This window comes from Exilibacterium tricleocarpae, assembly GCF_007004655.1.
In the GTDB taxonomy this organism is placed as follows: domain Bacteria; phylum Pseudomonadota; class Gammaproteobacteria; order Pseudomonadales; family Cellvibrionaceae; genus Exilibacterium; species Exilibacterium tricleocarpae.
Genome location: NZ_ML660090.1, coordinates 260728 through 283713 on the forward strand (window position 1 = coordinate 260728; position 22986 = coordinate 283713).

General features: G+C 54.8%; 13 protein-coding genes. 7 read left to right on the forward strand and 6 right to left on the reverse strand.

Going from position 1 to position 22986, the window contains the following annotated elements; genetic code table 11:
* The first annotated feature begins 157 nt into the window (after positions 1-157).
* From FKG94_RS07545 to FKG94_RS07555, 3 genes are read left to right on the forward strand one after another with little or no spacing between them, the layout of a single operon-like run.
* Positions 158-1456 (forward strand): GntP family permease, encoded by a 1299-nt coding sequence (locus tag FKG94_RS07545; protein WP_142903593.1) that lies wholly within the window; start codon positions 158-160, stop codon positions 1454-1456.
* A 60-nt stretch (positions 1457-1516) separates the two neighbouring features.
* Positions 1517-3535 (forward strand): 3-hydroxybutyrate oligomer hydrolase family protein, encoded by a 2019-nt coding sequence (locus FKG94_RS07550; protein ID WP_179957534.1) that lies wholly within the window; start codon positions 1517-1519, stop codon positions 3533-3535.
* A gap of 27 nt (positions 3536-3562) precedes the next feature.
* Positions 3563-7003 (forward strand): PAS domain-containing hybrid sensor histidine kinase/response regulator, encoded by a 3441-nt coding sequence (locus tag FKG94_RS07555; RefSeq protein ID WP_142903595.1) that lies wholly within the window; start codon positions 3563-3565, stop codon positions 7001-7003.
* A 182-nt stretch (positions 7004-7185) separates the two neighbouring features.
* Here the strand turns inward: FKG94_RS07555 and FKG94_RS07560 are convergent, their stop codons facing one another.
* Positions 7186-7857 carry a response regulator gene (locus FKG94_RS07560; protein WP_142903596.1) on the reverse strand — a complete coding sequence of 224 codons (672 nt, stop codon included), beginning with the start codon at positions 7855-7857 and terminating at the stop codon, positions 7186-7188.
* A gap of 41 nt (positions 7858-7898) precedes the next feature.
* On the reverse strand, positions 7899-8678 hold the full coding sequence (locus FKG94_RS07565; RefSeq protein ID WP_281284223.1) for a 3-hydroxybutyrate dehydrogenase: 780 nt from the start codon (positions 8676-8678) through the stop codon (positions 7899-7901).
* Positions 8679-8969: 291 nt separating this feature from the next.
* On the opposite strand from FKG94_RS07565, the gene FKG94_RS07570 reads away from it, so the two are divergent.
* The 3 genes from FKG94_RS07570 to FKG94_RS07580 all read left to right on the forward strand — a co-directional run bounded on the left by FKG94_RS07570 (position 8970) and on the right by FKG94_RS07580 (position 10912).
* The gene (locus tag FKG94_RS07570; RefSeq protein WP_142903597.1) at positions 8970-9983 is read left to right on the forward strand and encodes a 2-hydroxyacid dehydrogenase; all 1014 of its coding nucleotides are present in this window, start codon (positions 8970-8972) and stop codon (positions 9981-9983) included.
* A gap of 171 nt (positions 9984-10154) precedes the next feature.
* Positions 10155-10328 (forward strand): methyltransferase domain-containing protein, encoded by a 174-nt coding sequence (locus FKG94_RS29485; protein WP_425460039.1) that lies wholly within the window; start codon positions 10155-10157, stop codon positions 10326-10328.
* Positions 10329-10399: 71 nt separating this feature from the next.
* The gene (locus tag FKG94_RS07580; RefSeq protein ID WP_142903599.1) at positions 10400-10912 is read left to right on the forward strand and encodes a VOC family protein; all 513 of its coding nucleotides are present in this window, start codon (positions 10400-10402) and stop codon (positions 10910-10912) included.
* 134 nt (positions 10913-11046) lie between these two features.
* On the opposite strand, the gene FKG94_RS07585 is transcribed toward FKG94_RS07580, so the two are convergent.
* Entirely contained in the window at positions 11047-12321 is a 1275-nt protein-coding gene (locus tag FKG94_RS07585) for a serine hydrolase domain-containing protein (protein WP_142903600.1), read from the reverse strand.
* A gap of 256 nt (positions 12322-12577) precedes the next feature.
* Positions 12578-13492 (reverse strand): hypothetical protein, encoded by a 915-nt coding sequence (locus tag FKG94_RS07590; RefSeq protein ID WP_142903601.1) that lies wholly within the window; start codon positions 13490-13492, stop codon positions 12578-12580.
* A gap of 421 nt (positions 13493-13913) precedes the next feature.
* Between FKG94_RS07590 and FKG94_RS07595 the strand changes: the two genes are divergently transcribed.
* The gene (locus tag FKG94_RS07595) at positions 13914-15302 is read left to right on the forward strand and encodes a hypothetical protein (protein WP_142903602.1); all 1389 of its coding nucleotides are present in this window, start codon (positions 13914-13916) and stop codon (positions 15300-15302) included.
* 174 nt (positions 15303-15476) lie between these two features.
* Here FKG94_RS07595 and FKG94_RS07600 read toward each other — a convergent pair whose 3' ends face one another.
* Positions 15477-15821, reverse strand: a complete 345-nt coding sequence (locus tag FKG94_RS07600) for a hypothetical protein (RefSeq protein WP_142903603.1) — start codon at positions 15819-15821, stop codon at positions 15477-15479.
* On the reverse strand, positions 15818-22654 hold the full coding sequence (locus FKG94_RS07605) for an FG-GAP-like repeat-containing protein (protein ID WP_142903604.1): 6837 nt from the start codon (positions 22652-22654) through the stop codon (positions 15818-15820). Before FKG94_RS07605 ends, FKG94_RS07600 begins: the two co-directional genes overlap by 4 nt.
* Positions 22655-22986: the final 332 nt, after the last annotated feature.

Below are 22986 nucleotides of genomic sequence, written 5' to 3' on the forward strand. Positions count from 1 at the left end.
ACCAAAGTATTATCCCCACCCGCAAGCGCCACAAATCCCGCTATCGGGCCACCCTACGAAGGTATAGTTCTCCGCCTTCAGACTTGCACCGACAATAGCGCCTCACCAACAAGAGATCGTCGGGCGAGCCCGCGGCCCGCCGCAAACGGAATTTTCTATGCTCAGTATGATCGGACTGATCGGCGCCCTGGCGCTGCTTATCGTGCTCACCATTCGCGGCACCAACCTGTTGATCGCGGCCCCGGCCACCGCCCTGATCGTGGCCGTGACCGGCTATCTTCCCGTCCTCACCGCCACCGGCGACAGTTATGTGACCAGCTATATGCAGGGCTTTTCCGGCTTCGTCGCCGCCTGGTTTTTTATGTTTCTGCTCGGCAGTATTTTCGGCAAGCTGATGGAAGACAGCGGCGCGGCCGACAGCGTCTCGCAGTGGATTATCGGCAAGCTGGGCAGTCAGAACGCGGTGCTGGCGGTGGTGGCCGCCTGCGCCCTGCTCACCTACGGCGGTGTCAGCGTTTTTGTCGTAGCCTTCTCCGCCTACCCGCTGGCGGTAAGTCTGTTCAAGCAGGCCAATTTACCGCGGCGTTTTATTCCCGGCACCATGGCCTTCGGCTCGGTCACTTTTACCATGACTTCGGCGGGTTCGCCGGAAATCCAAAACTGGATTCCCATCAAATACCTGGGCACCTCGCCCTACGCCGCCTGGGAGGTCAGCCTGGTGGTGGCGCTGGCAATGGCCGGCTTCGGTTTCTGGTGGCTCAGCCGCATGATTGCCCGGGCCCGCGCCAACGGTGAGGTGTTTGTCGAGCGCGCCGACGATCCGGTGCCGGACGGGCGCCACCGGCCCCACCCGCTGGCCGCCTGCCTGCCGCTGCTCACCGTGCTCGGCGTCACCTTTATCGCCCACGAAAAACTGGGCCAGGCCGCGCTGATCGCGGCGCTGGCCGCCGGCTGCCTGGTCGCCTGGGCGCTCAACTGGCGTTTTTTCAGAGACCTCTCCGGCGCCCTCAGCCAAGGCGCGATGGGGGCTTTGATCGCCATCGGCAACACTGCGGCGGTGGTGGGTTTCGGTTCGGTCGCCAAGGCTTCTCCCGCCTTTGATATGGCGGTGTCCATGATGACCTCTCTACCGGGCAACGAGTTGATCGGCGCCGCCGTGGCGGTCACCGCCATCGCCGCGCTGACTGGTTCGGCCTCCGGCGGCCAGTCTATCGCGCTGCCGGTGCTGGCGCCCTATTACCTGGACCTGGGGGTCAATCCGGAGGCCCTGCACCGGGTGGTGGCTATCGCTTCGGGTGCGTTGGATTCTCTGCCGCACAACGGCTACGTGGTGACCACCGTGCGCGCCATCTGCGGTGAGACCCACAAAGCCGCCTATGGTCCCATCGCCGCCTTGACAGTGGTGATACCCTTGTTCGGTACCGCCCTGGCTATTGGGCTGCTGTTGCTGTTTTAGCGTGTTGATCCACAGCGGGAGGCCTCGACAACCATGCACCGGAAAACCAGGCACCGAAAAATGTCTCGAAATTGCTATCGCGGCCCCGCCGCACTCGGTCTGGCACTGATCCTCGGCGCCTGTGCCAAACCGGCGTTAAACACAACCGGACTCGCCGCCGCCGCTGACGAAACACAGGCGCCGGCATTTCTGCGCGATCCCGTGAGCAGGCTTTACTACGACGGTGACAGCGATGATCTGCACACGGCGGGCCTGGGCATCGAGGGACTGCGCGCCGCAGCCCCGGCCTTTGCCGATCCCCTGGCGCCCACAACACGGGAACTGCGCCGCAACCGTATTCACTACAATTACAACGCCATCGTCAACACCGCCGCAGCCGGCGGCTTCGGCACCCGTTTCGGCCCCGCGCCCGGCAGCGAAAAAGTCGCGGGCCACGAATACCTGACCGTGAGCCGCTACCCGGACGGCAGTGTGGCGGCGGTGCTGATGGTGCAGGTGCCGGATAATCTCGACCGCAATCGACCCTGTATCGTCACCGCGCCGTCCTCGGGCTCCCGCGGTGTCTACGGCGCGATAGGTACCGCCGGCGCCTGGGGCCTGACCCGTAACTGTGTCGTGGCCTACACCGACAAAGGGACAGGCACCGGCTTTTACTTTCCCGCCACCGGCGAAGGGACAGGCACCGGCTATGACCTGCACGGCCGGGTGAACGACGGCGCCAACGCTGTTTTCAGCGCTGCCGCTACCAGCGGCCCTCACCGGGTGGCGGTCAAACACAGCCACAGCGGCCACAACGTCGAGAAGGACTGGGGGCGGTTTGTGCTGCAATCGGTACAACTGGCTTTCTACCTGCTCAACCACCATCACGGCCGGGAGCAGACCTTTACCCGCGCCAATACCCTGGTGATCGCCTCGAGTATCTCCAACGGTGGCGCCAGTTCGGTGCGCGCCGCCGAACAGGACGAAGGCGACTGGATTGATGCCGTGGTGGTTGCCGAGCCCAACCTGGCACTGCCGGCCGGCCTCGAATTGCCGGTTTACGACAGTGCCGGTCGCCTGCCGGCGGTGCGCACGCTGCTGGATATCAGCACCCACTTTGCCCTCTACCAGGGTTGTGCGGCGCTGGCGCCGGGTCTGCAAGCGGCGCCCCTGGCCGTTGCACTGACACCCCCGTTGCGCGAGGCCTACGGCAACCGCTGCCTGGCCCTGGCGGCGCGCGGACTGCTCGGCGACAGCCCCGGCGCTGAGTCGACTGATCCAAAGGCGCTGGCAGAGTTGGCACAGCAGGCACTGCTGGACTACGGCATCCTCGCAGACACGCTGGCTCTCGGGCCTTTCTCGAGCGCGATTCAACTGTGGGAATCACTGGCGGTTACCTATACCAACGCCTATGGCCGCTATCGGGCCCAGGCCCCGGCCTGTCGGGTCAGCTTTGCCGCCATCGACGCCACGGGTCAACCCTCGGCGCCGGCGCCGGTGCTGCAAGCCGCGCTGCCCAGTCTCAGCAGCGGCATTCCGCCTACCGGCGGCCTGGCGTTGATCGATGACAGCGCCGGGGGTATCGAGTTGGTCCGCACGCTGCCCCGCGGCGCCGGCACCGACCGCGGCCTCGACACCCTGCTGTGCCTGCGCCGGGCCCTGGCCGCAGAGGCCGTGCAACAGGGACTCGGCGAAATCATCGCCAGCGCCGATCTGCAGGGCAAGCCGGCCATTATCGTCCACGGCCGTGACGACCACCTGATCAACGTCAATCACAGCTCCCGCCCCTACCTGGCCCTCAACCGGCAGCGCGAGGGCGAGCAGAGCCGGCTGCATTACTACGAGGTCACACACGGCCAGCATTTCGATGCCCTGCTGCGAATACCGGATTTCGCCCGCAACTATGTGCCTTTGCACTATTACTTCGAACAGGCGCTGGACCTTATGTGGGAGCACCTGGCGGCACAGCGACCGCTGCCGCCGAGCCAGGTCATCAGGGCGCAGCCGGGCGGCGCTGCAGCGCCGCAACTGCCGGCTATCGCACCGGCACCGGGGAACAATGCAATTAAATTCACAGGCGCTAAGATAATAATTCCGTAACCAAACCGATACGCCTGACAGGGAGCCATGTTCGACCCGATCGATATACTACTGCTGTCTCTGGGTTACCTGATGCTGTTGTTTGGTATCGCGCACCTCGGCGACCGCCTGCCCGAACAGTGGGTGCGCAAAGCCAAACCGCTGGTGATCGCCCTGGCCGGCACCTACACCACCGCCTGGATGTTTTTCGGCACGCCGGCCCAGGCAGTAAACAACGGCTGGTATATTCCGCCGACGTTTTTCGGCTCCATTATCGTACTGCTGGCCGCGCCGCATTTTTTAACCCGCCTGATTCGGGCCAGCAACGACGCCAACAGCACCTCCATCGCCGACTTTATCGCCTCGCGCTACGGCAAATCCCAGGCTCTGGCGGTGCTGATCACGGCGGTGGCGATCATCGCCGTGCTGCCCTACATCGCGCTGCAATTAAAAGCGGTGGCCATGAGTTACGGCATCATTACCGACCAGGCGTGGCAGGGCGATTCCCACGCGCCGGTGTGGCAGGACACAGCGCTTTATGTGGCGCTGTTGATGGCCGTGTTCACGATTATGTTCGGCACCCGCCATATCGACAGCAACGAACATCACAAGGGGTTGATGCTGGCCATCGCCTTTGAAGCCATTGTCAAAATATTCTGTTTTGTCGCCATTGGTTACTTCACCTGCTTTGTGTTGTTCGACGGTATCGAGGATGTGATATTGCAGGCGGCCAAAAGCCCGCAGTTAACGGCAATGATCGAAGCGCGCGACGGCGACAGCGGTTTTCTCGCCGCCACGGTATTGGGCATGGCAGCCCTGTTTTGTCTGCCGCGACAGTTTCATATCCTGATGGTGGAAAGCGACAGCCCCGATACTGTGCGCACGCTGCGCTGGTTGATTCCGGTCTACCTGTTGATAATCGCTTTTTTTATTTTGCCCATCGGCTATGGCGGTTTCTTGCTGTTGCATCAACAGGGACTCGACCCCGAGACGTTCAGCCTGCAACTGCCACTTACCCGCGATCAGTCCGGCCTGACACTGTTGGCCTATATCGGCGGCCTGTCGGCGGGCAGCAGTATGGTAATAGTCACCTGCGTGGCGCTGGCGACCATGGTCTGCAACCATATCGTCATGCCGCTGTTGCTGCGCAGCCATCTGTTCAACGTGCACCGGCGCGGCGATATGACCGGCCTGCTGCGGTTGATTCGCCGCAGTGCCATAGTCGTGCTGCTGCTGTTGGCCTACGGCTACTATCGCCTGCTGGGCGGTTTTGCCGACCTCGGTTCCATCGGTCTGCTGGCACTGGTATTGGTGGCCCAGTTTGCGCCGGCCATAGTCGCGGCGCTGTACTGGCGGCGCGGTCATCAACTGGGGGTTATCGCCGGTGTGGCGGCGGGCCTGGCGGTGTGGTTTTACACCCTGCTGGTGCCGGTGCTGGTGCGCGGCGACTGGTTACCGGCGCGTTTGCTCGAGGACGGTTTATTCGGCCTGGCGTGGCTGCGACCCGAGCAGTTATTCAACCTGACCTGGTCGCCATTGAGCAACGCCGTGTGCTGGAGTCTGCTGGCTAATGTTTTGACTTTTATCGGCCTGTCCCTGCGCTACTCGCGCCGGCATACCGCCCAGTTACCGCCGCCGCCGATACCGATTGCCCGGTTGCGCGATATCGCCACCCGCTTTCTCGGCACCGAGCAGGCGAACCTCGCACTGCAGGCGTACGAACAGCGTCACCCGCGCGGCGACGGCGGCGCCAATCCGGTAGCCGACGAAGCCTACCAGGCGTTTGTGGAAAACCTGCTGGCCGGCGTGATCGGAGCCTCTTCTGCACAACAGGTGTTGCTGCATGCCCGACAGGACAGCGGCACCGGCTCGCCGCAGTTATTACTGCAGGAAACCTCACAGGTTTTTCAATACGGCCGCGAACTGTTACAGGCCAGTGTCGACAATATCAGCCAGGGCATCAGCGTAGTGGACCAGAATCTGCAGTTGGTGGCCTGGAATCGCCCCTACCTGGCGCTGTTCGACTACCCGGCAGACATGATTCATGTCGGGCGCCACGTCGCCGACCTGGTGCGCTACAACGCCGAGCGCGGCGAGTGCGGCCCGGGCGCCGTGGAGACCCATGTGCGCAAACGCATCGAACATATGCGCCGCGGCTCCCGCTACGTTTTTCAACGCACCCGCCGCGATGGCACCGTGCTCGAGATTCGCGGCAACCCGATGCCGGGCGGCGGCTTTGTCACCACCTACACCGATATCACCGACGCCAGCCGCGCCCTGGCGCAACTGAAAAATGCCAAGACCCATTTGGAGGAGCGAGTGCAGGAGCGCACCGCCCAACTGGCGCGCGCCAAGCAGGTGGCGGAGACCGCCAACGCCGGTAAAACCCGTTTTCTCGCCGCCGCCGGTCACGACCTGGTGCAGCCGTTGAATGCCTCGCGTTTGTTTATCAGCGCGCTCCAGCAGCGGCCCCTGGATACCGAAGCGCGCAGCCTGGTGGAGCAGCTGGCGGATTCCGCCCAGGCGGCGGAAAACCTGATCAACGCGCTGCTCGATATCGCCAAACTGGACGCCGGCGCGGTCCAGGCCAACCTCTCTGATTTTGCTGTGGACCAGGTACTGTCGCCGCTGGCCAGTGACTTTACCGCGCTGGCGCGGGAAAAGGGATTGCGATTTGACTTCCAGCGCTGCCGGGTGGCGGTCAAAAGCGATCACCATCTGTTGCGCAGGATTTTACAGAACCTCTTGAGCAATGCCCTGCGTTACACCCGTAAGGGACGTATTGTGCTCGGCTGCCGGCGGCGTGCAGGCGCACTGAGTATCGAGGTCTGGGACACGGGTATCGGTATCGACGCCGGCCATCTCGATGAGATTTTTATGGAGTTCAAACGCCTGGATGACAGCACCCATCACGAGGGACTGGGGTTGGGCCTGGCATCGGTCCGGCGATTGTGCCAACTGCTGGACCACCGTATCGAGGTGAAGTCGACATCAGGGGCGGGCAGTGTGTTCCGGGTGTTGGTGCCCCTCAGTCACAACCAGGCGGCCGGCGTCGCGAGCACGCCCGAGCCGCGGGCCGCAACCGTGCGGCCGCACCAGCAACTGCAGGGCAGGCGGGTATTGTGCCTGGATAACGACCCCGCCGTGTTGTCCGGCCTGTCAGCACTGCTGGCATCCTGGGATTGTGAGGTGGTGGCAGCCGGCGACCTGGCCCAGGCCGGCACAGCGCTGCAAGGCGTGCCGCCGGATGTGGTGGTGGCCGACTACCATCTTAACGGCGACGAAAACGGCATAGACGCGGCACTGGCATTATTTCAGGACTGGGGAGAGCACCGACCCTGTATCGTGATTTCCGCCGATCGCACGGAAAAGGTCAGAGCGCGGGCGCAACAGCAGGGTTTTTTATTTTTACGCAAACCGGTCAAACCCGCGGCCTTGCGGGCCTCACTCAATCACGCCGCTCTGCGCCGCCGCGCGCAGGGTAGTTAATACAGCCGCCTGAGTGAACGGCATGGCTGCAGCGGCAGCAATCGCACTCCACTGTCCACTAACTATGTTAAGAGATAAATTGCCGCCCGTAGTGCAGCCATAGCGCTTACATGCACTTTAACCCCGCTCTTGTTCACTGCCGTTGTCGCCCCGACCTGTCGGGTCGACTGCACCAGCCGAACTCAAAGGCTGTTGGCCGCATCCTCCACCGCCAGCGCGCCGGCCGCGATAATCACCTGCTTGCGGTCCCGCACCCCGAGTTTACGCAGTATGGCGGTGACATGGGCTTTTACCGTGGGTTCGGAAATATTCAAATCATAGGCGATCTGTTTGTTCAACATACCTTCGGTAATCATGGTGTAAACGCGAAACTGGTGGGGCGTCAAGTTCGCCAGTCGCTCGGCAAATTGTGCCGTGGCCTGGTCTATGCCCTCAGAGGCCTGGTTCAGGGCATCGGTAAACCAGGTGGCGCCGGCCAGCAGGTCCGCCACGGCCCGGCCCAGCGCCGCCGGCGCCAGGGTTTTCGGAATAAAGCCGGAGGCACCCAGATCCGCCGCCTGGCGCACTACATGGGGCTGATCACTGGCGGAGATGATGGCGATGGGAATGGTGGGAAACACGCCGCGTAAATTGGCCAGGCCTGAAAAACCGTGGGCCCCCGGCATATGTAGGTCCAACAAAACCAGGTCGGTATCCGGATGCTGGCCGAGCAGGCCGTGCACGGCGTCGATGGAGTCCGCCTGCAACAGTTGCGGCGGTGCCGGCAACGTGAGTTCCGCCTGCAGGGTCTGCTGTAGTGCCGTGCGAAACAAGGGGTGATCGTCGGCGATTATCATTTTTGTATCGGTACTCATTGCCCCCTATTGTTGCCAAATTTTGGGGCACAGGCAACGGCTTATTGCGCAGTCCAGGCACCGTCGATGGGCAGGGCAGTGCCGGTCATGGTGCGGGCGGCATCGCTGCATAGAAACAAGACCAGTTGGCCGATACTGGACGGCTGGGTCATCTCCGGCATTGGTTGCTTGCCGGTAATCAGCGCCAGGCGGGCCTCGTCGTAGTCGAGATTGCCGGCGTCGGCCTGTTGCTGAATCTGGCGGGCAATCAATGGCGTATCGACCCAGCCCGGGCAAATCGCATTGCAGGTGATGCCGCGCTCTACATTCTCCAACGCCACCACCTTGGTGAGCCCGACAATGCCGTGCTTGGCGGCCACGTAAGCGGCTTTATTGACCGAGGCCACCAATCCATGGACCGAGGCGATATTGATAATGCGCCCCCAACCCGCTGCCTGCATGGCCGGCAGTGTGTGATGAATAGTGTGAAAGGCGGCACTCAGGTTGACACCGATAACGGCGTCCCACTGTTGCGGCGGGAATTCCTGCGCCGGCGCGGTAAACTGGATACCGGCATTGTTGACCAGCACATCGACACTGCCGAGGGCGTCCTGCGCATCGCCCACCAGTGCGGCTATGGCATCGCCGGCGCGCAGGTCGGCGTTGCTGAATGATGACTTACAGCCGTATTTATCGCGCAGCTCTGCGGCCAACGCCTCTCCCTCCGGCATCGGCAACAGGCCGTGCAGAGTGATATGAAAGCCCGCCTCGGCCAGCACGTGAGCAATACCCAGGCCAATGCCGCTGGTGGACCCCGTAATCAACGCCACTCTATTTTTCACAGAACTGGTCCCCTCCAAAGTATCCGCCTTTGACCGGCGCAAATGTTTGATGCTAACAGTTTCACCCGCAACCGAAACCCATACCTTAGTTGTATTGCAATTAATGAAGCAACTTACTTGAACCCACAACCCGCCCTGAACCGACAACGGGTGCTTGACTGCAACGATGTCCGAGGTCCCTGCCCGGCGATCGCGACCGATGGTATCATGGCCCCGGCTGGCAAATACCCCACGCCGTAGTTACCCCGACAGAACCCGAACTCAATCGCAAACAGACTAAGGGACAGTATTATGAAGGTGGCTGTATTCAGTGCCAAACCCTACGACCGGCAGTTTCTGCTGCAAGCCAATCAAAACCGCCATGAACTGGTATTCTTCGAGCCTCACTTGAATGCGGATACGGCTTTGCTGGCTCGGGGCTGCAACGCCGTTTGCGTATTCGTCAACGACAATCTGCAGGCCCAGGTGTTATCGGTTCTGGCAGCGCAGGATATTCAATCGGTGGCGCTGCGCTGCGCCGGGTTCAACAATGTCGACCTGGAAGCGGCACAGGAGCACGGGATGACCGTGGTGCGGGTGCCGGCCTATTCGCCCTATGCCGTCGCGGAACACACGGCGGCACTGATCCTGGACCTGAATCGCAAAATTTATCGCGCCTTCAATCGCGTGCGGGATGGTAACTTCGCCCTCGATGGCCTGCTGGGTTTCGATCTGCACGGGCAGACGCTGGGTATTGTCGGCACCGGCAAAGTCGGGCAGGTGGTTGCCAAGATCATGCACGGCTTCGGCTGTAAGTTGCTGGCTCACGATCTCGCCCCCGCCGCGGCATGCGGGCAATGGGGTGTCGAGTATGTCGCCCTGGATGAACTGCTGCAGCGCGCCGATATCGTCACCCTCCACTGCCCTCTAACACCCGAGACCCATCATTTGATCGACCGCGCAGCGTTTCGGCAGATGCGCGACGGGGCCATGCTGATCAATACCAGCCGCGGGGCACTGGTCGATACCGCCGCTGCCGTCAAGGCGTTGAAAAGCGGTAAACTCGGCTATCTGGGCCTGGATGTCTACGAGGAGGAGGGTGACCTGTTCTTTGAGGACTTGTCCGGGAAGGTTATCCAGGACGATGTGTTTGCGCGTTTGCAGACCTTTCCCAATGTCGTTATTACCGGTCACCAAGCGTTCTTTACCAGAAATGCATTGCACAATATTGCACAGACCACGGTCGACAACCTGGACAGCATCGAGCGCGGCAAACCCTGCCCCAATTTGGTGACGGCAGACTTTGTCAGGCCGGCAAAAAACTAAAAGTATTGTTGTTGCGAGAAACAGCTACGGAAGATAGTTACCAGAGATAGTTATGAGTGACAGCTATGATCAGACAACAGCTTTCCACTATGGTGCTTATCGTCCCGCGTTACATGCAGAGCTTTTGGCCCTTCCACTCTCCGGGTAAAAAGGATTTGACCTAGTTTGGACGTGGGTTGCGGCACAGGTCATTCGGCGCTGGCGTTAACAAAATACTGTTCCCGGTTCCACGGCGTAGAACCGAGCCGGGCGATGCTGGAAAGGGCGATGCCACACGCGCAAAGCCAGCTCTGGCAAATTGTCCTGAGAGTTGACATATCCGGTAGACCCAGCTTTGCTGGTTAACGATAAAAACTGTGATAGACTCGAGGGCTGTAGAAAGTGATCCTTGACAAGAAATAGTATAGGGTTTTCACATGACAAGCGCTCTTCCAAAGTCCTTAATTTTCACTGCGATCTTTTTTGCCGCCGCACATACTGCATCAGCAGACACGCACCGGGCATCTCCTGATTTTACCGGACGTTTGTCTTACCCAATGTATGTTAATGATGTGATTATCAGTGCTGGATTTTATCGAGATGCTTTAGGGTTTGAGTTTTTAGGTTATTTTGACTATGAAAAAAATACCTACGTAAAAGAATGGGATAAAGAGAAACCGCCGATTTATGCAGGGTTTTCGGCCGGCGGTCAAAAGTTCGGCCTACACTTACCTGTTAACGAAAAACAAAAGCAAGCAGTCGGCAAAGGGCGCTTTTATTTTGAGGTAAAGAATTTAGAGAAATTACGGCGTCATTTTGAGGACTCTGATCACCCGATTAGCAGGTACTTCAAAACAGGGGCAGTAAACTTTTTTTATGTTATAGATCCAGATGGTTTTGAGATTGCATATGGTGAAACTGCCGACAAGTCGAACATAGACCCCTGGTGACAGGCGGTTAGGTAAAATCCGAAGCCGGATTAACCGGCAGCCACCTCAACTCAATCAACGGTATGATGGAAAGAAAGTTAAAATCCATTGAATGTTCAACTAAGTTTTCGGCAACGATAATATTGAGCAGTGCGCTATGACTCCGTTAAAGCCCTCGACAATATATGTGTAAAGTAAAGCCGCAGAAACACTGGCACCACTTCGCTGGCATGCCTCGACGCTGAATTGGATAAGTAAACGATACCCATATTCAAGCGTGGATTGAAAGCCATTTCTGTACGCACACCGGCAACCCAGCCGCCGTGGTGGAGAAAGCCCTCCTCACCGTTAAAATCGAAAGTTCGCCAGCCAAGTGCATAATGGGTATTCTCCACACCATTCCAGGCTGGCGGTACGTAATGTGCGAGCCTGCGCGTGGTGCGGACCTGGGGGGTGTGCACGGCTTTCAACGCTGACGGATCAATGACCTCGGGGAACTGCCCCAGTTGCAAACGCAACCAGCGTATCATGTCATTCAGACTGGAGTTCACACCGGCAGCGGGCGCTAACTGGTAGTAGTTTTCACGCACGGTGATAGGCAGCCAACGCTGGTTTACCTTGTCCCACCTGTGCGGTGTTGCCCTGTTTTCCGTATCCTTAAAAGCTTTCAGTCCAAAGGAGCTGTTATGCATAGCCAGGGGATCAAACAGCCGTGACTCAACTAAAGACTCATAGCTGGCTTTCTCCTTTGCAGCAATCATATCGCCCGCGAGATTATAGACAACATTCTGGTAACCGTAACAACGGCCCGGGGGGCAAACAAAGTCAACCCGATCCAATCGGCGTACAATTTTTTGGTACGGCACGTTATCCTGCACCAGGTTTGTGTAGGCATGGGGCATTAAACCGCTGGTGTGTGACAGTAAGTGTCGCAGCGATAAAGCCTGCTGATAATCCTTTCTGCTCAGGTTTATATCCGACAAATAGTCATTGAGTTTTACGTCCCAATCCAAACCGGGGAGGCTGGCCACCAAGCCGGAGGTAAAGGTTTTTGAAACTGAAGCCAGGCGAAACACCGTGTCGGCATCAATTGTCGTCTCGACGCCATGCTCGCGGAAACCACCCGTATTGGTCATCAAAACCTCGCCATCGACAACCACCCCTACTGCAAAGCCGGCGGCGTTTTCGGCAATCTCCCGGTCTACGTACTCTTGAATCGCCTGCTGTAAAGCGATATGCCCGGTGTTTGATGGTGATTTTTGGGTCTGATCAAGCGCGGCGCCGGCATTCCAACAGGTCAACACCAGACTTATACCCAAGCCGATTTTGCGGGACACAGCAATGAAATGTTTGACTACTACCATGGTTGGCCTCTTAAGCCTAAGCGCTAAAAAAACCGGCGTAACAGCCCGGTATTGTAAAGTCGTCATAATAATCTCCTCACACAGAGGAGACAAGCATGAACAAACTCACGGAGAACCCTAGAATGGGTTATGTGATAGTCTGGAACTCATACTGAATAAAGGCTGAAACGCTCTCCTAAATCCTGTCTTACAGATCACCCTGGATACGGTGGCGCTTACTACATTCCGGCCCCATCTGAGCCACCAAAAGTCACCAACTCTGCTCCCCTTAGAGTGATTAAAGGCGGTTGGGTCTAAGAAAGCGTGTAACGATTGAAAACTGTCAGGCAGATGAAAAAAGGCTCTCAAGCATGAGACTGTCTTCCTCGCTTTCATCTAAAAGTTCATGGGAACTCGGTTTATTACTTGTTTGAAAAGGTGTGCTGGTAAATGGCTGATAACTTGGACAACCTGCACTGCTGGCGCCCTTCTCACCACTTTGATTAGGAACGCTGCTCTCTGACTGCGAGGTTGAACCAGCTTGGTCCTTTGAAAACACTCCGTTTTTAGTCAACATATCTGACAAGTTTTTACCCCGCTGATCGGAAGCAAACTCGTTTTTTGGGTCAATATTCGATAGCTGAGGGGTTTGTTCGGAAGATGGCCCTGATTCAATAAAAAATTCGCGCGACGCATCTTGTATATACTTGCCATTTGGCTTCGATTGGAAGCGAAGCATATTCTCTGAAACGCCTTTTGGATTTTGAACGATAAGACTTGTATTTCCAGGTAAATCACTGGAGGCCGTCTCCCGTAATTGCACTTCAAAATGGGCCTGTTTTTTTATGAACTCCCTTAGCGAATTTTCAGATAACTTGGCCGTTGTGTAAAAGTGGCAGACCTGTTGCGCGATGGATTCGAGCGCAGATATACGATTTAGCCTTATAGACTTTTCTTTACCCCTATCCCACATGCCTTCTGCCTCAGATGGATTCGGCGTGCTCAAATAGATACTGGAAATGATTGATTTTATGCCCACTTCCAATTCGTAGAGATCAGTAAGGGCAGCTTGAAATCTCTTTGCATTTCTGGCACTGGGATTTGTATCAAATCGCCCTTTGTGTACCAAATACACGTTGCTTTTGTTATTCCAGTCAACTAGTGCCTCTTTTTCATTCTCAACTATAAATGGCATCAAATATCTTATGTCCTGCAATATTTCTGTTTTTGGATCATCCTCGAATTTATCTACTTTCATTAACCCAGACCTTGGCTTTACGTTATCGCATTAATGACTGCAAGCGGCATACCACCTGACTAGGTGTCAAACTGTTTTGGTTGAGTCGTTAGAAAAATCCAAGTGTACAATTTCGTCCAAAAATATAAAAACATGTGGTCTTATTCGTCCACTGAGGTAACCGACCGGCAACATCAGATTAACAAGTGTTTTTCAAAAGAACCTTCTATAGCGGTAGTGGAGTGATTGCATGAGCCAATGTTACTTGCGATTCTTAATAACTTTAGTCAGTAGAAATATTTGGTATGACTTATGCAGTTGATTATGGAGAAGATGTTTATCGAGTACCTGATTATCAAACAATTGGCTATCAATTAGAGCATCTCGTAAAAACATAACACAGTTAGAGAAAACCTTGAATCACCAAGACTAGGAAAAACTGATGACGAAAAGTATTCGACAAAAAAGATGGGAATCAAACTCAGACTTTTTACAGTTTTTATTGGAAACCAATCTCACTCATCAAGTAAATAATGTTACGGGTGAAGATCATTTGAAAAATGCGCTGATTGCACTAGTCGACAGTCTTATTTCTGTGGTAGCCAGTATTCCCTTTACCAACCAGGGCAATGACCCGAGAGAATCCGATAGAGATCTCGGCATAGACGTGCTAAAGAAACTAAACCTATGGACCGAGCCGGCACAAGCCTACCCCATAGCCAATGCGCAAGCTGTGACCAGGCAAGAAATTCAGGCGGCACCACAAGGGGAGCGAATAGGCTGGATGATGCAACAAGATGCTGTAGGGACTCGAACAGCTATTGCAGCATTCATAATATCTACAGGCGCTGAAGCAGCAATACCAGACTGGCCTGCATTAGAGGGACTGATATATACCAACAATAGCGAAATAGACATTCTGGATAAAGCCAATGCACCGATAGCGGTAAAATTATCCGAAATTTGCTTGTTGCTGAATCATCGGCTTATGGACGGGTTTTTGGGTAATGTGGGCGCGGGAGGTTTGGCTCAACTTAGCGGCCAAACTATTGATCATTGGCAACAGGAAATAAAAAATGAGAAAGGTAAAAACCTACCCGGCTATGTGGAGCCAGTACCCTCAGGAGACAGCTACAAAAGTTACTACCAGAGAACCATTAAACCATTTGACCTAAATCTGACTCGAAAACGCAGCAGGCAACCCGATCCCAAACAAGGAGTGCCGACTCATAGAGATGCTCGTTTTTTGAATGAGCGGGGCGGCTACAACGTGTGGCGCGTACTGGAGGACTCTGTCGTTGGCACCATCCAACGGCTCTATGGGTTAGCTGACCGGTGCGATGTATCAGGCAGCACCTTGGAAGCGAAGGTGTTGGGGAGGATCGTCTCGGATCCAATCAATAATGGAGCTGCAAAAAGCCTCGTCAGGCAAGGGACAATACTGGGTTGTATCATGAGCATGGTGAATACCGGCCATCACAGCTTGACGGAGACGGCCGTCTCGATTTCGCTGGACTACCGCGACAAGGCCTTTGACGTATTAAGCGCTGCCAGCTTCATTCGATTGTTAGGTGACCATAACCAAACGGAGTTTTACTATGCAAATGGTCGCTTTAACGAGTTTACTGCTGAATGGCAGGCACTTTCCTCTCGATGGTTGACCTTACTATTGGACAAAGAAGACAGTGTCGAAAATCGACTGCGAATGATTGACCGATTTAATAGTTGGAATGTCCTTAACTACGATACGTATCACCAAATCCTGTCTGCCAGTAAACGTTGGAAGCAGCGAGTTTTTTACAATACTGAAGATTTTTCAAATGCGTTATAAAGGAAAATGCCCGGCGGCACAGGAGTAATTGACGAAAACTGATTTTGATAAGGCACACCAACCAAGGTTAAAATTTCTCATCTCCCCATGGCGTTGACTGCTGAGATTAAAAACCCCGGCAACTGCTGAGGTACCGAGGTTAGCTTGTACAGTTACCGCGGATACAATAACCGCCTATAGACCGGTATGCTCTAATTCGTACTCGATATGTTCCACTTTTTCATTTGAATCCAATTGAATCCTTATCAGGAGGCTGGTCTCATAAATAATTCTATATCGGCCAACCTTTCTGACGATAGCATAAAACTTTTTCTCGCTTTCTACATAACTATACTCTAGGTTTAGTTCCTTTAAGTGCGCATTAACCATCTCTTTGGAAGACCCTACAGCCAACCTTTCACTGAACGATGCTTTAAATTGATCCAAATTTTTCATAGTTATCTGCTCGTCAGCAGCTTGGCAGGAAAGCACCGAAAATAACGTCAGGAAAAATACAAGTCTTTTAAAGACAATCATCATCGATTGACCTCTAATACCCCTCGAGCGCCAGGCGCCCAAACCTCCGTTGGGGGACGTGCACCTGTTAGCGATTGAACAGCCTGATTTGCATAGGAATTGCTGTTTCTCACGAACGGATTATAGGATATTTGCGCCTGATTAACACTATTGGTGAAGCTGGATAAACTGTTCACTATTGACTGAGGCGCCATATCAGTAGTTAACACAACCTGGCTGTAATTTACCTGGGCTCCATAGTCGCTCGTGCTTCCGGGAACATTTCGAACGGTTACCGCCTTTATCGAGCCGAAAGCGATATTACCGCCTTCACCTCCGGGACCGGCCCTGCTAATCCACTCTTCTCCAGTAAGATTGTCTCTGACAATCACATAGCCATGCTGCGGATACCACCTGGGATTTGTAATTCCTATAGCATCGCCGCCAACGATATTTTTATACCTCAGCTCTACGGTCGTCCGAGCACCTGCCTGCTGCAAAGCCATTGGCTTGTAACGTCGGACGACTCCGTTGAAAAAGCTTGCGAAGGCGACGGTGGCTGCCCCATTGGCGAACTTACCACCGCCAATCACCGATGCCGTACCGCCGACTACGGCGGTCATTGTCGTCCGTCCTATAACGGCACGGGTGCTACTATCGCCCGCGTTAAGGACACCTGCATCGGAAAGCTGTAACGTTGCAAATTTAGTAAAACCCGCACTAAAAAACCCAGTGCCAAACTTACCCCCTTGAATAACCGAGATGGTTCCGCCCGCCAGGGCATGGGCGCCTACACGCGCCACGCGCCCCAAACCCGACAAGCCAATTCCGGCAAAGACACCACCGGACAGACCACCCATCAGTGCACCCCTAAAGATGTTTCCCCCCACCCCTGCCGCGCCGGCAGCCCCCGCGAGAGCACCCACGACCGCACCATTTAGCACACCTGACACCCATCCGGGTCCACAGACAATACAACCCGATGCCATCAACACCGCGCCCACAGCAATACCTATGTAGGGCTTAAACGCTCTCCATGCCCGTCTTAATCCACGACCTATTTTTTTAAACAGCTTCTTTAAAAAATAGCCGCTGGGGTCTGTGTACTTCATCGGGTTGTTCAGGACATAGCTGTAACGATTGTAACTTTGACTTCTACCGTCCGCCTGGATATAAGGGTCGGCACTGATAAAGCGCCCCAGCGTGGCGTCGTACATCCGGCCATTCATATGAATCAGGTTCACTTCCTGCACACTTTCGTGACCGGTGTAACCTTTGTTGGTAAACGGCAATTGGGTCAGGTACAAGGGATCGTCCAGGCTCGCTTGAGACTGCCATGGCAGGTCTCTCAATTTTCCCCAGGCATCGAAGCTGCGCCTGTCCACCACATTGGCGTAAGCATCCGTCACCAGGTCCACACTACCCAGGGCGTCCTTGTGCAGATAGCGTGTTTGCGTGCCTTCGGTGCTGGAGACGATATGTTCGGCCACCAACCGACCAGCCGCGTAGATGTAGTGCTTGGCGTCGGTATCGCCGTTGGCTTTTGTTGTCTGCTCCAGTAAGCCTGCGTACAGAGTGACGTCGCCCCGGTGATTCACCTTTTTGAAGCGCGCGCGGTCGGGTCCGTAACTAAAGGTCGCCGAGCGACCACCCTGAGTAATCTGTGTGGGCTTGTTAAAACTGGACCATTGAATCGTGCGCCCGTTGCCACCGGTCATATTGCCATTGGCATCGTAAGTGTAGGTATTACCACCGGCCAGGGTTACGGCATGAGGACCGGCGTTACCTGCGCCATAGTGATAAGCACCCACATCAGACTTATGGGTGATATTGCCCAATACGTCGTAATTCAATGACTGGGTCGTATTCAGATCTGCAGTATTGGCATAAAGGTTACTGACGACCTCGGTGTTGGTAAGGCGATTTAGCCGATCGTATGCGTAGGTCTCCCGGATATCGTTGGTCAGGTCATCACGCAGGGTGACATTCTGGTACGCATCGTATTCATACTCCAGGTGACGAAGGGCGTTGAATACCAACAGGCTACTGTGAATACTGTCAAGTTGGCCCGTGCGCTGATCGTAGGCATAGTCGTTGACGATCCCGTTACCGTAAACCTCGGCGCTGATACGGCCTGATGCATCGACATCAACCGCCTTCCAATAGGTAATCAAATCTCCCGTCTGCTCTGCACGATAGTCCTCATAGACGCCTGCGGAACCCGCCAACGCGGTGGCAATGCGAAAACTGTTGTCGGCCGCTGCCAGTGTCTGCTCCGCCAATACCGTCAGTTGCCCGGCGACCTCGAGATAGTTGTCGATTTGATCATCGATCAGGCGATTGACAGCTTCAAGCTCCGCAATCGCAGCATTTAGGTGCCCCCAAAACTCGGGGGACAGTGCCTGTCCCTGCGCGATATTGTCCTGGAGTATTGTCTGGTGGGTGGCCAGGTTTTCGGCAAAACCTTCCGGTGCCGGGCCGCAACAGCCGGCGGCCTGCTGAAAAAACGCGATTTGTGCGCGATAGAATTCGCCGATGGCTCGCAGGTCCTCGGCCTCTGTCAGATACGTCTGCGCCAGGTCGGTCGCCTCGCTCACCAGTGGCGCGAGCGCCTCGTAGTCATGGGGTTCCGCCTGAGCGCGGGAACCGGTAACGGCCAGCAGAAACCCCATGTCGCTATACACATTCTCGGTGTAGAAGTTGTGCTCGCCTGGATACAGGGTTCTACTTACCCGCCCCAACGCATCATATTGCGTCTGAGTCTCAAAGCTACCTTCACCGGCAATCTCGATCTGGGCTGAAATGGGTCTTCCAAATGCGTCATAGGCGTAGCGGTTTGTCACGCCCTGACCTGACTCCTCCAAGAGCTTGCCAACGCTTCCCGGCGGACTGCTTGCATCACCGTAGCGCCAGGAGGTGGTGCCATCGGGGTCTATGCGACGGACCATACGTCCAAGCGCATCGTACTCCATAATTGTTGTCTGTCCCTTGGCGTCAGTCTGGCTTTTTAACTCGCCAAAGTCGGTATAGGTGTATCGCCAGACGCCCATATCGGGGTCGTCCATCGAGATTTTGCGACCAAATTCATCGTAAGTCAGGGTGATACGGGTTTGCGGGTCACCGGCGACTTCTGTGGTGAGGAGATTGCCATCGCTGTTGTAGGTATATTCGATATAGCTCGATTCCTCCTCCTCAATGCGAATCTTTTGGCCCCGCGCGTTACTGTGAACGGTTTTTACCAGACCATCCGGCCCCGCGCGGCTAGTAGTGATCAAGCCGTTATAAACTGTGGTGGTCTCTGTTGTAGTGCCGTGCGGACCGGGTTCCACGATTCGAATTACTCGATCCAACGCATCATAGTCGCTGGTCGCCCAGTACACCTGTTCGCCCTCGTAGTAGGGGCGGCTGATCCGGGATACTTCACCAAAACGGTTATAGCGGGTGTCGGTGTATACCGGGCGACCATCAAAACCGGTGCTGATACTGCGTAGTTTGCGCCCAAAAAAATCAAAGTGTTCGATTTGCGGCGCGGAGCCACTGGTAGTGGTTACTTTGCAAAAGTGAGGCGAATTGGGTGTAGCGGTGTCGAGTGCACCGCATCGCGCATCGTGCTGGCGTGAAGACTTACCAATCCGGATTCTGTCAATGGTGGTATAGGTGCCATCTGCACGATCCTCGCGAATTTCCCGCCCCCAGCCATCATGGGTCCAACGCGTTGTAATGCCATTCGGACCAGTGCTTGTCGACAACCAGCCCTGCGGGGTATACGCGTAGGTTTCACATTCCTGATAGGCATTGCACTGCCTCGCCACCTTGCCGTCATCGGTATATTCACTGGTGCTGGTCCGGTGTTCGTCATCACCTGCCGCCATGACGGAAATGGCAGTTTTTTGTCCGAACCCATCGTAGACATAAGAAGTGGTCGTCAGCGGACTTTCACTGCGGCCACCGACGGTTGTTTCGCTGGTCAACAGCCCCGTGAGGTCGTCATAGGTAAAGCGAGCAATCCGGTGCTCATCGGCCCCGTACGGGCTGCGGTGTTCCACACGCGTCTCGGTCAAGCGCCCCAAATACCACTTTTCGATGTCATTGCGGTATTGATTGTATGTCGTTGTTGAAAATGTATCACCGCCACCGGCAGTCGTGACCTTGACGACACCCACGTTGCCGTAACGATCTATCTCTTCATGAGTGGTCGTTACTGTCGTTACCGGCACATTCGGTTGGTCTAATTCATAGCTCGTCTGGGTTGAGCTGATCGTATCCATCCGGTAAACACCGGGGTAGGTCTCTACCGCGGCGTTAACATAGTCCGCTGTATTGACACGCTCGCCATGGTAGCGCTCTTCAACATGAAGAACGTTGCCGGTATAAGGAAAGTCCCTTTGATCGAAGGTGGTAACGGTAGATTTTCCGGTATCGGGAAAACTTTCGGTGATCTGCGCATAACCCAACGAGCCGCGACCCAGCACATGCGTTTTGAGCCCGGCATAGTGATAGAGCACGGATGCGATACCTCCCGCACCATTATCGGTCTCCACTTTACTGACGACATATTGCGGGTGCTGTAATTCCACCACCGGGAAAATAGCGGTATTACCTTTGGTATAAACTTCCGGGTTGGTCAGACGCTTATAGTAAATTTCGGTTTTTGACGAGCCGCCTCGAAAGCCAAAGCTGATGGTACGCAGGGGCTTGCTTTCGTCTTTTGAAAAGTGTACGACTATACCATCATCTCCCCGGTAGGCCACGTCAAGCATACCGTCGCCATTGAGGTCCAGGTAAGATAAACTCAGATGGTTATCTATACTATTGCACTTGCTGCGCCCGTGAGACCAGTTCAGGCAAATTCTATTTTTTACTTTCTGACGAAAGCGATTTCCTTCCGAATACCAGATACGCAGCCCTTGATCCGAGCGGAACACAAGGTCTGCGCGGCCATCGGCGTTGATATCAAGATATCGAATAGTGTCCCAGTTATCCTCATCATTACAAATACCGAACTTTGTTGAACCATTTGCACAGAGTTCGGTGCTTATTGCCGCAGCGGTATCGAAGCCAACACCAGTGCCGGGAATACAAGTAATGCCCTGGTCGGCGCGAAAACATACATCCAGCATCCCATCGCCGTTGACATCGACGTAATCCATCCGCAGATGATTGTCGTCATCATTACATACCCCGTAAGCGCTCGATCCGTTTGCACAGATAGCGCTACTGACACCTAAAACAAAAGCTGTTCCCGTTGAATGCCAAACACGTATGCCGGCATCCGATCTGTAGACAATGTCAGCTTTACCATCGGCGTTCATATCTTTGTATTGGATGGTTTTGTGATTATCCGCGTCATTGCATACACCATTTGAAGAGGACGCATTGGCACAAATCTCGGTAACAATACCGGCGGTCTCATCGAAGCCATCTATGCCGCCAAAATGACAGCGGATACCCTGATTGCTGCGATAGCACAAATCGTTGTAGCCATCGCCATCTATATCAGGGTATGCCAGGCTGGAAAAGTTGCTCGAGCGACAGTCGTTGTTCGAGTTATTGCCGTTGGCGCAAATTCTGCTGATAGCGCCAGGCACGAAGCCATCTCCCGTGGCGTACCAAATCCGCACACCGTCGTCAGACCGATAAACAATGTCAGCCAGACCGTCAATATTCATATCTATAAAACGGATGCTGTTGTAATTGTCCGTGCCGTCGCATTCGCCATACTGGCGCGAGTTGTCGGCACACAGGTCTGTCACTATACCGGCAGAAAAATCAAAACCCTCTCTACTGCCGGGGTAGCAACGAATACCCTGGTCGGCACGAAAACAGACATCACTAAAGCCATCGCCAGTAACATCGGCATACTGAATCGTTGAGTAATTGTTGTTACCGTTACAACCACCATAGGCGGTTGATCCATCCGCGCAAAGGGCAGATTCCACTTTGTTGTAAATCAAATGCTCCTGCGGCTCGCGTATTCCCCAGTCGAAACCGGCGGTGATAAGACAGCCTCCATCGGCGTTACAAATGCGGATATATTCCATTCTGGAGGGTGAACCAAACCCTATATTTTCGTAATTTATTCTATAGTGCTGCAGCGGCACGTCACCCCTGTAGGTACTAATGGTGTTGACAATCAGTCGCTTATTCGTAGCGTTTCCTTTAAAGTAACCTCGTACAATATCCGGGCGTTGCTCATAAACAATCTCGACTCGCCCGCCGATGTAGATTATCTCATCGAGATATTGCGTGTTTTCGTCGATGCGATAGCGATAGGTAATCGTGTTATTACCGGTGCTGTCACTCCTCTCCTGGATAGACCAACTGGTATTGCCCTGGGGAAAACCGAGCGTAGCATTATGGGCGCCGCCGTAGATGATCACCTCGCCAGATTTCGTCTGCACGATAAACCGATCCGGATTAACCGCTGAGCCACCCTCAGACAGAATTTTGGCATAGCTGTCAATCTCGGTCCGATATTCGACGCTTCCAGCGGCGGTGGTTGCCACGGGAACCAAACGCTGGCCATTGAGACAAAAGCGATCTCTCTCGTCAAAATTGATACCGGCGACAAAACCATCTTGCGCCAGCGTGGCCGGACAACGGGAAATAGCTGACAGACCATTTAGCCCCCAGCTAAGGCCCAATACATCATTTCCATAACCGTTATAGCTAAGGGAAAGCTCCGGCTGCATGCCACCGCGACCGGGTGACACATCAATTGGAATCGTGTAGTTGACCGCCCCGTTTGATACGGAAAATTCGCCATGTATCGCGTCCGTATAAGCGGATACCGCTGCGCTGAAGAAACAACTTATAGTGAAAAAGAAGAGTGTTAAAATAGCCCTGAAAGACGACATAATAACATCCGTATAATAAGTGGTGAGACGAGCGACAGCCTTAATGCTTAACGTAATTGGAAAGTAATAATTATTTTAGTGACGCCTAAAAACATATGGCGCCTAAAGAGAATTTTTAGTTTAGCCGTACAATGACACCAGAAAGAACCGTTAAACGATATCACGCACTCTCATGCCAAACAGCCACGTGATTGCGTAGTTTTACCAATTAAACTGCCGAAAAATTTACCGCCTGAATAAAGGCTTTCGGTGACCTGTGCATCACAGGCATCTTCTGGCTCAGCCTGTGAAGAGGCTCTCAGAAGGCCTGCTCTTTGTGTTTCTCACCACAA